The 14,759-nt window shown below is 73.6% G+C and carries 11 protein-coding genes; 5 read left to right on the top strand and 6 right to left on the bottom strand.

Annotation, left to right across the window (positions count from 1 at the left end):
* Positions 1–2 precede the first annotated feature (2 nt).
* From bla to ITJ60_RS14180, 5 genes are all read left to right on the top strand, one after another.
* Positions 3–971: a class A beta-lactamase gene (gene bla, locus ITJ60_RS14200; RefSeq protein WP_194648381.1), complete on the top strand. Its 969-nt coding sequence runs from the start codon at positions 3–5 to the stop codon at positions 969–971.
* 101 nt (positions 972–1,072) lie between these two features.
* Positions 1,073–2,341 (top strand): NAD(P)/FAD-dependent oxidoreductase, encoded by a 1,269-nt coding sequence (locus ITJ60_RS14195; protein WP_194648380.1) that lies wholly within the window; start codon positions 1,073–1,075, stop codon positions 2,339–2,341.
* A complete protein-coding gene (locus tag ITJ60_RS14190) occupies positions 2,338–3,474 on the top strand; it encodes an FAD-dependent oxidoreductase (RefSeq protein ID WP_228510394.1) in 1,137 nt (378 codons plus the stop codon). Before ITJ60_RS14195 ends, ITJ60_RS14190 begins: the two co-directional genes overlap by 4 nt.
* Positions 3,471–5,030, top strand: coding sequence for an ABC transporter substrate-binding protein (locus ITJ60_RS14185; protein ID WP_194648379.1), 1,560 nt, complete (start codon positions 3,471–3,473; stop codon positions 5,028–5,030). Before ITJ60_RS14190 ends, ITJ60_RS14185 begins: the two co-directional genes overlap by 4 nt.
* A complete protein-coding gene (locus tag ITJ60_RS14180) occupies positions 5,027–6,421 on the top strand; it encodes a M20/M25/M40 family metallo-hydrolase (protein ID WP_323749183.1) in 1,395 nt (464 codons plus the stop codon). Before ITJ60_RS14185 ends, ITJ60_RS14180 begins: the two co-directional genes overlap by 4 nt.
* A gap of 18 nt (positions 6,422–6,439) precedes the next feature.
* On the opposite strand, the gene ITJ60_RS14175 is transcribed toward ITJ60_RS14180, so the two are convergent.
* The 6 genes from ITJ60_RS14175 to ITJ60_RS18960 all read right to left on the bottom strand — a co-directional run bounded on the left by ITJ60_RS14175 (position 6,440) and on the right by ITJ60_RS18960 (position 14,737).
* Positions 6,440–10,018 (bottom strand): HtaA domain-containing protein, encoded by a 3,579-nt coding sequence (locus ITJ60_RS14175; RefSeq protein ID WP_194648378.1) that lies wholly within the window; start codon positions 10,016–10,018, stop codon positions 6,440–6,442.
* A gap of 70 nt (positions 10,019–10,088) precedes the next feature.
* Positions 10,089–10,664, bottom strand: a complete 576-nt coding sequence (locus tag ITJ60_RS14170; RefSeq protein ID WP_148067701.1) for a hypothetical protein — start codon at positions 10,662–10,664, stop codon at positions 10,089–10,091.
* A complete protein-coding gene (locus ITJ60_RS14165; RefSeq protein WP_194648377.1) occupies positions 10,661–11,713 on the bottom strand; it encodes a hypothetical protein in 1,053 nt (350 codons plus the stop codon). Before ITJ60_RS14165 ends, ITJ60_RS14170 begins: the two co-directional genes overlap by 4 nt.
* Positions 11,710–12,513 carry a heme ABC transporter ATP-binding protein gene (locus ITJ60_RS14160; RefSeq protein WP_194648376.1) on the bottom strand — a complete coding sequence of 268 codons (804 nt, stop codon included), beginning with the start codon at positions 12,511–12,513 and terminating at the stop codon, positions 11,710–11,712. The genes ITJ60_RS14165 and ITJ60_RS14160 overlap by 4 nt, the downstream gene beginning before the upstream one ends.
* Positions 12,510–13,613: a FecCD family ABC transporter permease gene (locus ITJ60_RS14155; protein ID WP_416371914.1), complete on the bottom strand. Its 1,104-nt coding sequence runs from the start codon at positions 13,611–13,613 to the stop codon at positions 12,510–12,512. Before ITJ60_RS14155 ends, ITJ60_RS14160 begins: the two co-directional genes overlap by 4 nt.
* Positions 13,610–14,737: a heme/hemin ABC transporter substrate-binding protein gene (locus ITJ60_RS18960; protein ID WP_228510393.1), complete on the bottom strand. Its 1,128-nt coding sequence runs from the start codon at positions 14,735–14,737 to the stop codon at positions 13,610–13,612. The genes ITJ60_RS14155 and ITJ60_RS18960 overlap by 4 nt, the downstream gene beginning before the upstream one ends.
* Positions 14,738–14,759 lie beyond the last annotated feature (22 nt).

Genomic DNA, 14,759 nt, shown 5'->3' with positions numbered 1-14,759 from the left:
CCATGCGCCGTGCTCTCCCCCTGGTCGTCGGCGGCACCGTCGCCGTGCTCGTCCTCGCCGGGTGCTCCGGTGGCGGCTCCGGTGCACCGACCGCATCGGCCACGTCGTCCGCACGGTCCACGAGCACACCGACGAGCACCCCTGCGACGACGCCGCCGCCGCGGACGGACGCCGCGACCACCGCCGCGGTCCGCCGAGCACTCGCGGGCCTCGAACGCGAGTACGACGCCACGGTCGGCGTCGTCGCGACCGACACCGTCACGGGTGAGACGGTCGCGTACAACGGCGACCGACGCTTCGGCTACGCCTCGACCATCAAGGCGTTCGCCGCGGCACAGTTCCTGCGCTCGGTGCCCGCGGACGCCCGGAACGAGGTCGTGCACTGGACGGCCGCGGACGTCGCCGCTGCCGGGTACTCCCCCGTGACGGAACAGCACGTGGCCGACGGGCTGTCGTACGGGCAGTTGGCCGAGGCAGCCGTCCGGATGAGCGACAACACGGCCCTGAACCTCGTGCTCACGCGCATCGGCGGTCCGAGCGGCCTGGACACCGCGTTGACCGAGCTCGGCGACACCACCACCGAGGTGGTCCACGGTGAGCCGGACCTCAACACCATCGAGCCGGGCAGCACCGAGGACACCACGACCCCGGCGGCGTTCACCGCAGCCCTGGCGACCGTGCTCGACGGCAGCACCCTGGACCGCGCCGACACCGCGCTGCTGGTCGACTGGATGGGCGGCAACGCGACCGGCGACGCACTCATTCGGGCCGGGGCACCCGACGGCTGGGTCGTGGTCGACAAGTCCGGGGGCGCCGGACCGATCCGGAACGACGTGGCGCGGGTGACCCCGCCCGGCGGCGACCCGATCGTGCTCTCGGTCCTGACGACGCGGAACGACCCCGACGCCGCCTACGACGACGCCCTGGTGGCCCGGTCGGCATCGGCGGTGCTCGACGCGTTCGACCGCTGATCGACCGCTGATCGACCGGGGCGGCGATCGCCGTTCTGCACCGCGTCACACGGCGTCATGAACGACACCTGTCGGGGACCTCGGGACACTACGCTCGCTCCATGTCCTCCTCCGGATCCCCCGTGGTCGTCGTCGGCGCCGGCATCATCGGGCTGAGCGCCGCGTGGCACCTCGCCGCGCTCGGGCAGCGGGCCGTGCTCCTCGACAGCGGCACGGTCGCCGGGGGCACCACCACCGCGGGTGCCGGGTTCGTCGGCCAGTGGGCAGCCGGGTACGCCTGGTACTGGAACGAGTCCGAGCGCGACGTCGAGCAGTACGGCATCGACTTCTACCGCGACCTCGCCGGCGCCGGCCACGGCCCGACCGGGTACCGGCAGAACGGCAACGTCTGGCTGACCGTCACCGAGCAGGGCCGGGCCGACCACCTGCCGCCGTTCGAGCAGCACCCGCTCCGGCCGGCCGGAGCGCGGACTCTCACCCCGGCCGAGGCGGCCGACCTCGTGCCCGGACTCGACCCGGCCGCCGTCACCGCGGGCTTCCTCCATCCGGACGGCATCCAGATCAGTGCGCCGGACACGGCCGCAGCGCTGGTGCACGCGGTCCGTGCGCGGGGCGTCGAGATCCGCGAGCACACGCCGGTCGCCGGTCTGGAGGCCCGTGGGTGCTCCGTCACGGGCGTCCGGACCGCGAACGGCGAGGTCATCGACGCCGCGAAGGTCGTGCTCGCCGCCGGCAGCTGGACGAACACGCTCCTCGCCCCCTTCGGGCGCGAGCTGCCGACGGTCCGGGTCGTCGCCAGCCGGCTCGTGACGACGCCGTTCGGTCTGCCGGGCACCCTGCCGACCCTGATGCTGCCGGAGCTGCACGGCCTGTGGATCCGTGAACACCGCGGCGGTCTGACGTACGGTGCCGGCCCCGGGTACGAGCCGCTGCACGTCGGCGGTGCGGACCGGAGCGACGAACCCGACCGCCGCCCGGTGCGCTCGGACCTGCTCGACGCCATGCGGACGTCCCTGCACCCGATCGTCGCCCGGCTGCTCCCCGCCGCCGCGAGCGTGCTCGGGGTCGACGAGACCCCCACACAGGGCGTCGTCTCGATGACCGCCGACCGGAACTTCATCGTCGGAGCGGTCCCCGAGCTGGACGGACTCGTGGTGGCCGGTGGCGACAACGAGTCCGGCGTCACGCACGGACCGGGGCTCGGGCGGATCGCGGCGGAACTGAGCGTCACGGGCACGACCACCCTCGGCGACGCGAGCCGCTACGCCCCGGCACGGTTCCCGGCGGCGGCCCCGACCGAGGCCGAGGTGGTGGCGATGATGCCGGCGCGACGCGAGGCCGACGCCCGACGAGCCGGAGCCCTGGCATGAGCGACGTGCTGAGCGACCGAGCCCCGACGCACGTCGTGATCGGCGGCGGGGTCGTCGGCGCCGCCACCGCGTACGCCCTCACACTCCGCGGCGAGCGCGTCCTGCTCGTCGAGCAGCACGCGCGCGGGCACCACAACGGCTCGTCCCACGGCGCGACCCGGATCTTCCGGCAGGGCTACGCCGACCCCGAGTACGTGGCCCTGACCTCCCGCGCCCTGGTGCTGTGGGAAGCGCTCGAGGGCGCTGCGGACGAGGAGCTCATCGCCCGCACCGGTGCCGTCGACCACGGCCGCGCCGAGGTCGTCGACGCCATCGCCGCCGCGCTGACGGACGCCGGCATCCCGCACGAGACCCTCAGCCCGGACGCCGCAGCCGCACGCTGGCCGGGGATCGCGTTCGAGGGGCACGTGCTCGCGCACGCCACGGCCGGTCGCATCCGGTCCGACCGCGCCATCGAGGTGTTCCTCACCCTGGCGGAACGGACGGGGCTCGCCGAGCTGCGCTTCGACACGCGGGTCAGCGGGCTCGAGGACCACGGCGACGACGTGACGGTGACGCTGTCGGACGGGTCCACCCACCGCACCGCGTCCGTGGTGGCGGCCGTGGGGTCGTGGGCCCCCGCGCTGGTCGGCGACCTGCTCGCCGGACGCGGGGCGGGCCTCCCGGCCATCCGCGTCACCCAGGAGCAGCCCGCGCACTTCCCCAGCCGTCTGCCGGACCACGCGTGGCCGAGCTTCGTGCACTGGGCGGCCGACGACGACGTGTACGGCCTGCTCACCCCGGGCGAGGGCGTCAAGGTCGGGTTCCACGGCACCGGCCCCGTCGTCGATCCGGACCACCGCGACTTCACGCCCGTGCCGGCCGAGGCCGAGCGGCTGCAGGCCTACGCCGCGCGGTACGTGCCCGGTGTCGACGCGACGAAGCCGACCTTCATCAGCTGCCTGTACGACAACTCCCCCGACGAGGACTTCGTGATCGACCGACGTGGTCCCGTCACCGTCGCGACCGGGTTCTCCGGCCACGGCTTCAAGTTCGCACCGCTGCTCGGCGACATGATCGCCGACCTCGCGACCGGCGGGGCCGCACATCCCCGTTTCTCCCTCTCGAAACCATCCCCCTCAGGAACCCCGTGACGACCCGACTCCTCTCCGCGCTCGCGCTCTCCGCTGCCGTCGCCGCCGTGCTCACCGGCTGCGCCTCGACCGGGGCGTCCACCGACGTCTCCGACGGCCTGGCGATCGGGACGACCGATCCCGTCACGTCCCTCGACCCGGCGGGCGCCTGGGACCGCGGCAGCTACACGGTGCAGACGCAGCTGTACCAGCACCTGCTCACCTACCCGGCCGGCAAGACCACGACGAGTCCCGAGGTCGCCGAGTCGTGCGACTTCACCGACGGCACCCACTACGTGTGCCGGATCCGCGACGGGCTCACGTTCTCGAACGGTGACGCCCTGACGGCGAAGGACGTCGTGTTCTCGTTCGAGCGCCAGGTCGGCATCGGCTCCGAGAACGGTCCGGGGTCGCTGCTCGCCAACATGGCGTCCGTGGCGGCCGACGGCGACGAGGTCACGTTCACCCTGAAGCAGGCGAACGACCAGACGTTCCCGTACGTCCTGGCGAGCATGGCCGGGGCGATCGTCGACAGCAGTGTGTTCTCGAAGACGAAGGTCCACGCGGACGACGGGGTCGTCGGGTCCGGTCCGTACGCGCTGCAGCAGTCCGCCGACGGTGGGGCGACCATCGCGTTGACGGCGAACAAGGAGTACGACGGCACCGCGCCGGAGTCGTCGAGCGTGACGATCAAGCAGTACACGAAGTCCGCCGACCTCAAGCTCGCGGTGCAGGAGGGTGACGCCGACGTGGCGTACCGCCAGCTCACGCCGACCGAGGTCACCTCGTTGTCCGAGGACGACGGCCTGCAGCGGGTCCAGGGCTCGTCGGGCGAGGTCCGGTTCCTCGGCTTCAACCTCGACACGATGCCCGGTGACGACACCGCGCAGAAGACCGCGATCCGCCAGGCCGTCGCCGCGACGGTCGACCGCGCGGCGATCGCGAAGGACGTCTACCAGGGCACCTACGCTCCGGCCTACTCGATCGTGCCGTCCGACTTCACCGGCGCGACCGATGCGTTCCAGACGGAGTACGACGGCGCCGACCCCGCGGCCATCCTCGAGAAGGCCGGCGTGCGCACGCCCGTCGCGCTGCCGATCGAGTACACGACCGACCACTACGGCTCCGGGTCGGACGACGAGTACGCACTCATCAAGCAGCAGCTCGAGGACACCGGCCTGTTCACGGTCGACCTGCAGTCGGCGAGCTGGGACACCTACGTCGGGAACGTCGGCAAGGGCGAGTACCCGGTCTTCCAGCTCGGGTTCTTCCAGGACTACCCCGACGCCTCGTCGTACCTGACGCCGGCCTACGGTTCCGAGGACGTCAACCTGCTCGCGAACCACTTCGACGACCGGGCCGTGCAGCAGCTGGTCGCCGCGCAGGCGGTCGAGGCCGACGCGACCGAGCGGACCAAGCAGATCGAGGAGATCCAGCAGGACACCGCCGAGTCCGTGCCGCTCATCCCGTTGCTCGCCGGGCAGGAGAACGTCATCGGGCAGAAGTCGCTCACCGGGCTGACGAAGTCGGTCGACGCCTCTGGTGAGTTCCGCATCTGGGAGATCGGGCGCTCGTGAGCACCGGTGACGCAGCGCTGCAGGCGTCCGTGTCCGCTGACCCGCTCCGCGACGCGGTCCGCGCCGGGATGCCCGCGGGGCTCGACGAGCTCGCGGCGCTCGTCGCCATCCCGTCCGTCCACGACCCGGCCGTGCAGTCGCTCGACGACTGCCGCCGCGTCGCCGAGCGCGTGCGGGGTGCGTTCGACGGCCTCGGCCTGACCTCGCGCCGCGTCACGACGTCCGACGGCTCGCAGGCGGTCCTCGCGACCCACCCCGCGCCGCCCGGCGCCCCGACGGTCCTGCTCTACGCCCACCACGACGTCCAGCCCGCGGGCGACCTCGCGGCGTGGACGAGCGACCCGTGGACCCTGACCGAGCGCCAGGGCCGGCTGTACGGTCGCGGCGCTGCTGACTGCAAGGGCGGGGTCGTCACCCACCTCGTGGCGCTGCGGGCGCTGCTCGACGTGCACGGATCGTTCCCGGTCGGACTCGTCGTGGTCGTCGAGGGGTCCGAGGAGCAGGGCACCGACGGCCTCGAGCAGTACGTGTCCACCCACGCAGCGGACTTCGCCGACGTCGACGCAGCCGTCGTGATGGACGCCGGCAACGCCGCCGTCGGGGTCCCCGCGCTCGTGACCACCCTGCGCGGCACGGCGTTCGTCGAGCTGCGCGTCCGAGCGCTGCACGGCACCGTGCACTCGGGGATGTTCGGCGGTGCCGCACCCGATGCCGTCGCGACCCTGGTGGCCCTGCTCGCCACGCTGCGCGACGACGCCGGGGACACCACCGTCGACGGACTCGAGGCCTCGCAGACCTGGGACGGCCTGCCCTACGACGCCGACCGGTTCGCCGCCGATGCCGGGCTGCTCGACGGCGCGGTGCCGATCGGGTCCGGGGACCCGGCATCCCAGGTCTGGGCACGGCCGGCGCTGACCGTCGTCGGCATCGATGCGCCGGCCGTCGCCGGGTCGTCGCCGTCCGTGCAGGCGACCGCCGGTGCCGCGCTGAACCTCCGGGTCCCGCCGGGTGTCGACCCCGCTGCCGCTGGCGAACTGCTCGTGGCGCACCTGCTGCGGCGAGCGCCCGCCGGGGTCGAGGTCACCGCGCGGGTCACGGGCACGGGCGACGGCTTCCGGGCGACGGCGGGGCAGTACTCATCGGCGTTCCGGAGCGCACTGGCGTCGTCGTACCGGGTGTCCTCCGTGGGCTCCCTCGGCGGCGGCGGATCGATCCCACTCTGCGCGACACTCGAGCGGGCGATCCCGGGGGTCGAGGTCATCCTCGCAGGAGTGTCGGAGCCTGCTGCGAACGTGCACGCGCCGGACGAGAGCGTCGATCCGTCCGAGATCGAGCACATGGCCCTGGCCGAGGCGTCCTTCCTCGCCGGGCTCGGGCGCGCCCGCAGCTGACGTCACACGACGCCGTCGTCAGACGCCCGCCGCAGCCGATGCCACCACCGGCTTCCGACGCGTCCGAACCTGCAGCACCCCGGTCAGCAGCAGCACGACCAGGCCGATCGCGAGCACCACGAGCCCGCCGAGGAACCCGATCACCACGAGCAGCAGGGTCTCGGTGGTCATCCCGCCGCCTGCGCCGCCGTCTGCCGCCGCCGTGACGGTCCCGGCTCCGGAGTCGGCCGACTGGGCGACCGCTCCGACGCCGTCGACCACGGTGAACGGCACCGCGACGACCGTTCCCTGGTCACCGACGAGCACGACGTGGTGGTCGCCGACCTCCAGTCCGGTGGTGTCGACCGAGGCGATGGCCGTGGCGTCCTCGACGGTGAAGTCGTCGCCCTGCACCGGTTCGGAGTAGGTCCACACGCTCCCGCCCTCGTCGTCGCCCGTCCACGGCAGGCGGAGCTCGAGCTGGTCACCGGCGGTGACCTCGTCGGGGATCCCGGCGTCGGCGGCCGCGACGGTGGGGATGTCGCCGGCGTCGATCTTGCGTGCCAGCTCGTCGGAGTCCGCGGCGGGGGCCGTGGGTGGCTCGGCGGCCGAGGGTGCCTTCGCGCTGTTCCGGGGCTGGGCGGCGGTGTTCCGCGGCACGGCGATCGGCGCGGCCGTCGGCGCCGTGTCCGAGGCGTTCGTGATGGTCGGTGCGGTGGCGGCCGGCGGCAGCTGCACGACGGGCGGCTGGATGACCGTGCCGCCGTTGCCACCACCCGTGCTCGGACCGGTCGGCAGGGTGCCGGGGACCGTCTGTCCGGCGAAGTACACCGGCGTGAAGGTCTCGAGCGCGGCGTCGGCGGCGCCGTGCGCACCGATGGTCAGGACACCGCACTGCACGGCCCCGGACAGGCAGTCGACGCGCTTGGTCGACTGGCCGGTGAACGTGGAGCGCGCGATGACGCCGCCCTGCGTGAAGCCGGCGTTCTTCGTGCCGCTGAGCTTCACGGTCGCCGCGGCGCCGGTGCCGGTGTTGTCGGGCCAGGCGACGAAGCCCTGGCCGTCCTGCCCGGTGCCGCCGGACCCGGGGACGTAGTCGTAGCCCGCGCCGGCCGCTCCGCCGGCGCTCGGGTGCTTCGTGACGTACCCGAACAGCACGTACAGCCCGGAGCCGTTCGTGTTCTTCGTGAAGCCGGAGCCCGTCACGGTGAGCTTCGAGCCCGCCGCGGCGGTCGAGAGTCCGGTGGCCGGCCGCACGTTCGTCGAGGCGCCCCGAGCGTTCTCCGCCCCGGTGATCGACCCGTCCGCACCGACGACGGTCGACCCGCCGCCGTTCCCGCCACCCGGGTTCGTCGGCGCCTGCACGGTGACGCGCAGGGTCGCGGTGTCCGAAGCGACCCGACCGACGACGGTCGCACCGAGGACGTTCGTGGCGACCGCGCGGTACCGGTCGCCGTTCAGCCCCTCGGTGGCGGTGATGCGGAGTGTGCTGGTCGTCGCTCCGGCAACCGAGGGACCGTCCTGCAGGTCGGCCCAGCCGGACGGGGTGCGCTGCTGCCACTGCACGGTGGGCGTCGGGGTCCCGGTCGTGGTGACCGCGAAGGACACCTGCTGCGGCGTGGCGGGGGTCGTGCTGCCGTCGGTTCCGGTGGTCGCGCCGGTCAGCGTCACGGCGACGTCGGCTGGCTGCGCCGTGACGGTCGGGGTGGTCACGACCGTGAACGTGCGGAGCCCCTGGTCGGCGGCGTCGGTCGCGGCGTTCACGACGCCGACCACCGCGCGGCCGTCGGCGGCGACCACGATCGGGTCGCCGGTGTAGCTGGTGCCGGGCGTGTACTCGGCACCGAGCGTGGGCGCGGTGCTGCCGTCGATCGCGTACGCGCGGACGACGTTGCCGGTGTCGGTGCTGCCGGCGGCCGACACCCAGAGGCGCTTCGCGGACTCGTCGACGGCCAGGTACGCGGCACCGCCGACCCGGTCGATCGAGGTCGTCACGGCCGGGGTCCCGCGCAGCGACACAGCTCGGAGGGTGGCGTCGCCGTCGTTGCTCCACCACGCCCGGCCCCGGGAGTCGACGACGGTCCCGCCGGCGGCCCCGGACGTCGCGGTGGCGCCGATCGACACGTCGGCGACCGAGGCTCCGGTGTCGAGGGCGACGACGCGGGCGAGCGCGGCGGCCTGGTCGAAGACGACGGCGCGCTTGCCGGTCCAGTCGACGCCGACCGAGGAGATCGTCCCGGTGACCGAGCCGATCAGGGTGGCAGTGCGGGTGACGGCGCGGACGGTCCCGCCAGCGGGGCTGGTGCCGACCTCGGACACCGCATCCGAACCAGAACCAGAACCGGAACCGGAACCAGCGCCAGAGTCAGCACCGGAACCAGAACCGGATCCGGCACCCGCCCCGACGGCGGCCACCCGCAGCAGCCCCGCGGACCCGCCGTTCGCGGCCGGGGCGACCTGCGCGACGATCGAGCCGTCGGCGGGGTCGATCGCGAACGCCTTCGCGGCGGGCACCGCGACGGAGGGCTTCACGTGCACGACGTCCCGGTACGCGGCGTCCGTGCCGCGCGCGACGACGACGTAGCCCTGGACGTTCGCGCCGGTGCCGCCGAACTCCGCGGCGGGCAACGACGCGGTCGCGACGATGTTCCCGGTCGACGGGTCGACGTTCGGCTTCGAGGTGGCAACACCGGGGTCGATCGGCCCGGCGACGCGCTTGCCGTCGTCGTCCACGATGAAGTAACTCGCCTTGGCGGTTCCGGCAGCCGGTACCTGCACGACGGTCAGGGCGCGCGCGGCGTCCCGCACCACCGTGGTGACCCGGCCGATCGTGCTGTCACCGACCGTGGTCTGCACGCCGGTGCTCACGAGTCCCTGGACGCCGGGGTCGCTGAACCCCTGGTCGCCGTCGGCGCCGCTGTCACCGTCCGTCCCCTCGGCGGCCCAGTCGCCCGTCACGGCGACCGAGAGCGGGTCCAGCGCGGTGCCCGCGGCGTAGAACTGCGTCGGGTTGCCGCCGCCGGTGACGTCGGCTGCGAAGGCCGCTGCACCCGCCGCGGTGATCGTGGTGGGCAGACCGGTCCACGAGTACGCCCCGTCGGTGACCGATCGGGTGCCCTTGGTGACGTCGATCGTCGCGAACGCGATGCGCTTCGTCCCCGGGTCGGACGTCGTGGCACCGGTCGTCGGGTCCACCAGCCGCACGTCGACCCCGGCGGTCAGGGTGCCGGTGGTCGGCGTGAGCTCGATCGCCGGGTCGCGCAGCGAGATGACGAACGTGTGTGCCCGGTAGTCGAACACCGCGGCACCGGAACCCGTGACGGTGAGCTTCCGCGTGGCGGGGTCGTAGCTGCCGCCCGATGCCGCGAACCGGAACGTGCCGTCGGCGTTCCTCGACGCACCGCCGGACACCGACTGCCCTGCGGCCGGCACGTAGTTCCGGAACGACTGCTTGAACCCCCAGTCGAGCGTGCCGCCCGTGACGGACGTGCTCGGACCCGAGGCGGCGGTCGCCGCGGTGGGCACGGTGCCGGCGACGGCCGCGGTCAGGCCGATGATCGCGGCGACGGTGGCGCTGAGCGCGCGGAGGCGACGGGCCGGTCTGGTCTGGGTGTGCATCGGTTCCTCGGGTCGGGGTGGTGCGCGTGTGGGAGACGGTGCCCCGGGCGGACCCGGGGCACCGCGTGGGTCACCAGGTGACGGGGACCTGGACCTCGTCGAGGTCGACCGGGTCGTTCGCGACGCCGTGCGCCGAGAACGTCTGGACGAAGCACTCGTACTGCCCGAGCGCCGCGTTGGCGGTCGCGGTCTTCGTGGCGTCGTAGTCGCAGCTGACGGTGGCGGCCGCGTCGCCGGTGTGGTGCGGGTCCGCGGTGTAGGACTTCGCGACGTCGATCGTCGTGGTGAAGCCGCCGCCGGCCGTGAAGGCGCTCTTCGACACCCACTGGGCGGAGCCGAACCAGCCGGAGTTGGTGGCGTAGTCCGCCTGCTTGGGCCCGTAGACGACGTAGACGCCGAAGCCGCGCCCCTGCGCGTCCCCGTCGAAGCCGCTGCCGGTGACCGTGACGGTGCCGTCCGAGACGCCGTGGAGCGCCCCCGAGCCGTCGGTCACGACCGAAGCCGGGCCGCTGACGGACAGGCTGGCGCCGTAGTCGTTCGTGACCGCGGTGGCCGCGGACGCGCTGACCGCGGGCAGGACGGCGATGCCGACCGCGGCGACCCCTGCCGCCAGCGTCATCCCGAACGAGCGTGCGATTCGTGTCATGTTCGTGTTTCCCTCTCGATGTGGGCGCCCCCTGTGAGCACCCGGGTCCGGTGGTCCTCCGGCGCGACGTCGGTCGCGGTGCGTCGTGCGGTGCGACGGGAGTGCACGATCGCGAAGACGACGAGCGCCGCGACGGCCACGACGAGCGCGGACAGGCCGCCGAGCACGATCCGCAGCACGCCCGGGTCGATCCCGCCCGAGGAGCCGTCGGCAGCCGCCGCCACCGCCGAGGGGGTCGCCCCGGCCGGCGCGGTGGGCGTCGCCGACGCGGTCGGCTCCGCGGTGGCACTCGGCTTCGCCGACCGCGCGGACGGCTTCGTGGTCGCGCGGGTGTCGGCGCTCGCCTCGGACGACGGCTCGGCGGACGGACGGGAGGCACTGCCCGCGTCCGTCGTGTCGGCCGGCGTCTGCCCGGTGGTCGCCCTGGTACCGCCGCCGGCCAGCGTGCCGCCGCTGCCGTACAGGTTCTGCACGGAGACGGGTGTGAACGACTCGTTGTTCGCGTTCGCGACGCCGTGCGCGCCGATCGTGATGATCCCGCACTGCACGACCGTGCAGTCGACGGTCTTCGCGGCGCCGTTCCGGTCGAGCGCCTGGAACGTCGAACCGGGGACCTTGAGGGTCGCGGACCAGGTGCCCGTGGCGGAGTCGACCGTGCCGCCGTTCGCCGCCGATGCGGTGGTGCTGCCCTCGAAGGCCACGAAGTCGAGGTACCCGGCGGGGTTCGACTCGTCGTCGGGCACGTAGCTGTAGTCCGCGCCCGTCGCCCCGCCCTTGCTCGGCTGCCAGGTGCCGTTCACGGTGCCGAACGCCACGTAGATGCCGCCGAACCCGTTCTTGATGCCCTGGAACCCGGAGCCGCGCAGTCGCAGCGTCGTCAGGTAGGTCGCGTCGACCTGGTTCGTGACCGCGGGGTGCCCCTCGATCGCGACGCTGACACGGCCGGCTGCCGCTGCGGGGGCGACGCCCACCACGGCGGCGCCCCCGGCACCGAGCGCGACGAGCAGTCCGGCGAGCGCGAGCCGCAGCGGGCGGGTGCGGGTGGTCACGAGGAGGCCTCCTGGAGGGTTCGGGACGGCACGACGACGGGCGTACCGGTGTTCGGGTCGGGCACGACGGTGACCGGGTGCCGGTAGACGGTGCCGATGCGGTCGGCGGTCAGGACGTCGATCGGGGTGCCGTCGGCGACGATCCGGCCGCCGGCGAGCATGGCGACGCGGTCGGCGTACGCCCCGGCGAGGCTCAGGTCGTGGAGCACCACGACGACGGCACCACCGGCCCGGGCGTGCGCACGGGCTACGGCCAGCACGGCCTCCTGGTGTCGCAGGTCGAGGGCGGCGGTCGGTTCGTCGAGCAGCAGCACCGGGGTCGACTGCGCCAGGACCCGGGCGAACGAGGCCCGGGCGCGCTCCCCACCCGACAACGAGGGGAACGCCTGGTCGATCCGGTCGGCGAGTTCGACCTGGTCGAGCACCCGCGCGACCACGGTGTCGTCGTCGACCGCTCGCGGGGTCCCTCGCCACGGAGCACGGCCCATCCGGACGACCTCGCCGACGCGGAACCCGAAGGCCACGGCGGTGTCCTGCTCGAGCACGGCGCGCCGACGAGCGGTGGCGAGCGGTGCTTCGCCGCCGGTGCGCGCCCCGTCGATCGCGACCGTGCCGCTGTGCGCGAGGTCACCGGCGATCGCCCGGAGCAGGGTCGACTTGCCGGCACCGTTCGGACCGACGAGCGCCAGGACCTCGCCCGCGCACACCGTCAGGTCGACGTCGGTGAGCAGCGGTCGCCCGTCGATGACGACGCCGATCCCGGAGGCGACCACAGCGCCGACAGCGCTCGTCTCGGTCATGCCCAGCCTCCCGACCGTCGGCGCGCGCGGCGCAGGAGCCAGAAGAAGAAGGGACCGCCGACGAGCGAGGTCAGCATGCCGATCGGCAGGTCCGCGTACGGCACCAGGGTGCGCGCGAGCAGGTCGGCGATCGTCAGGAGCAGGGCGCCGCCGAGCGTCGAGACGAGCAGCAACGGACCGTGCGCCGGACCGATGACCATCCGCATCAGGTGCGGGACGACGAGCCCGACGAACGCGATGATGCCGGCGAACGCGACCGCTGCGCCGACGAGCAGCGCGACCACGACGATCGCGACGACCCGCACGGCCTCGACCCGCACCCCGATGTGCCGCGCGGCCCGGTCGCCGAGGGCGAGCAGGTCGAGCGAGCGCGTCAGCACGACGGCGCCGACGAGGCCCGCACCGATGACGGGGGCGATCGCTGCAGCCTGGTCCCACATGGAGCCGTTCAGGGACCCGAGCTGCCAGAACACGATCTGCTCGCGTGCCTGCTGGTCGCCGAGGAACGTCAGGAAGGCGAGCCCCGCCCCGGTGAACGCGTTCACGGCGATGCCGGTGAGCAGGAGCGTGACGACCTCGGTCCGGCCACCGGCACGGGACAGCCCGTAGACGAGCAGCGTCGCGACCAGGCCAGCGGCGAAGGCCATCAGCGGCGTCGTCCAGTACCCGGCGAACTGCAGCCCGAACACGATCGAGGCGCAGGCCCCGAACGCCGCGCCGCCGGACACCCCGACGACGCCGGGGTCGGCCAGGGGGTTCGCGAACACGGCCTGCATGAGCACACCGGCTGCGGCGAGCGCGGCACCGATCAGCAGCGCCATCACGACCCGCGGGAACCGGATCGTCCACAGCGCCTGGGTGACGAGGTCGTCGGCGGGGCCGTGCACGGGCAGCCCGAGCGACCGGCCCACGGTCCGGAGCACCTCGGCGGGCGAGATCCCGAGCTGCCCGACGCTCGCCGACACCAGCGTCGCGACGACGAGCGCCACCACGAGCCCGGTGGTGAGCAGTGCGATGCGGCCGACCCGCGACCTGGACGTGACCGCCGGTGCGGCGGGGACGTGCGTGGCGGGCGCGATCCGTTCCTCCCGGACGGTCACGAGGGGTCCGCCGGACCGTAGATCGCCGCTGCCAACGCGGCCACGATCTCGGGGGTGCGCGGCCCGAAGCTCATCACCGTCGTGTCGGCCATGTCCACGATGCGGCGGTGCTCGCCCGCGGGCGTCTTCGCGATCGCGGGGACCCGCTGGAGCAGTCCGTCGACGCCGTCGACGGACTCGAGGCCCTTGGTCATCATGATGACGAGATCCGGCTGCATCGCGACGAGCGCCTCGGCGTTGACGGGGCGCATGCCCGTCCAGTCCTGTTCCGTCGCGACGTCCCGCCCGCCGACGGCGTCGATGAGCGAGTCGGCGCCGGACTCGCTGCCGAACAGGTAGTAGATCCCGGCGTTCCCCCGCACGTACAGGAACACCATCTTCAGCTTGTCGGCCCGAGCCGACGGCGCGATCCGGGCCACCTGCGCGGCGACGGCCTGCTCCTGCGCGTGCACCTCGGCGGCCAGGCGGTCGCCGGTCGCCGGGACGCCGAGCGCGGTCGCGACCTGCTCGATGATCGCGTCGGTGTTCGTGGTGTCCCGGTGCGGGTCCAGGACGACGACGGGGACGCCGGCCTTCCGGATCTGCAGGACGACGTCCCACGGTCCGAGCGAGGTGTCGGTCAGCAGCACCGTCGGGCGGAGCGCGAGGATCGCCTCGGCGGAGAGCTCGTGGCCGTTCTGGGTGACGAGCGGCAGGTCCTCGGTGCCGGAGAAGCCGGTCGAGACGTCCCGTCCGACCAGGTGGTCCCCCAGGCCGAGGCCGTACACGGTGGACGACAGCGTGCCGGAGATGTCGAGCGCGAGGATCCGGTCCGCGCTCGTGACGGTCACCTCGGTGTCCTGGTTGTCGGTGACGGTGACGGGCAGCTCGGGCTCGTCGACCGTGCTCGCCGTCGGCGGCAGGTCCGTCGCCAGGGTGGCGGTGCGCTCGCCGGTCACGTCCTTCGCGTCGGTCACCGGGGCGATGGCCTGGAGGCTCGCGGCCGGGTCCGTCGCGCTCGTCCCGCGACCCGCCGCCTGGGTCGCCCCCGCGGTGCCGGTGCCGCCGCCCGAGCAGCCGGTCGCCACGGCGAGGACGACGAGGGCGGACGCTGCGGCCGTGAGGGCGCGACGGAGTGACGACATGGAGATGATCCCGAGTGCTGGT

Source organism: Curtobacterium sp. VKM Ac-2884 (assembly GCF_015350945.1).
Classification (GTDB): Bacteria; Actinomycetota; Actinomycetes; order Actinomycetales; family Microbacteriaceae; genus Curtobacterium.
The sequence above is the reverse complement of the archived record's forward strand: the minus strand, read 5'-3'. Positions and strand labels throughout refer to the sequence as shown.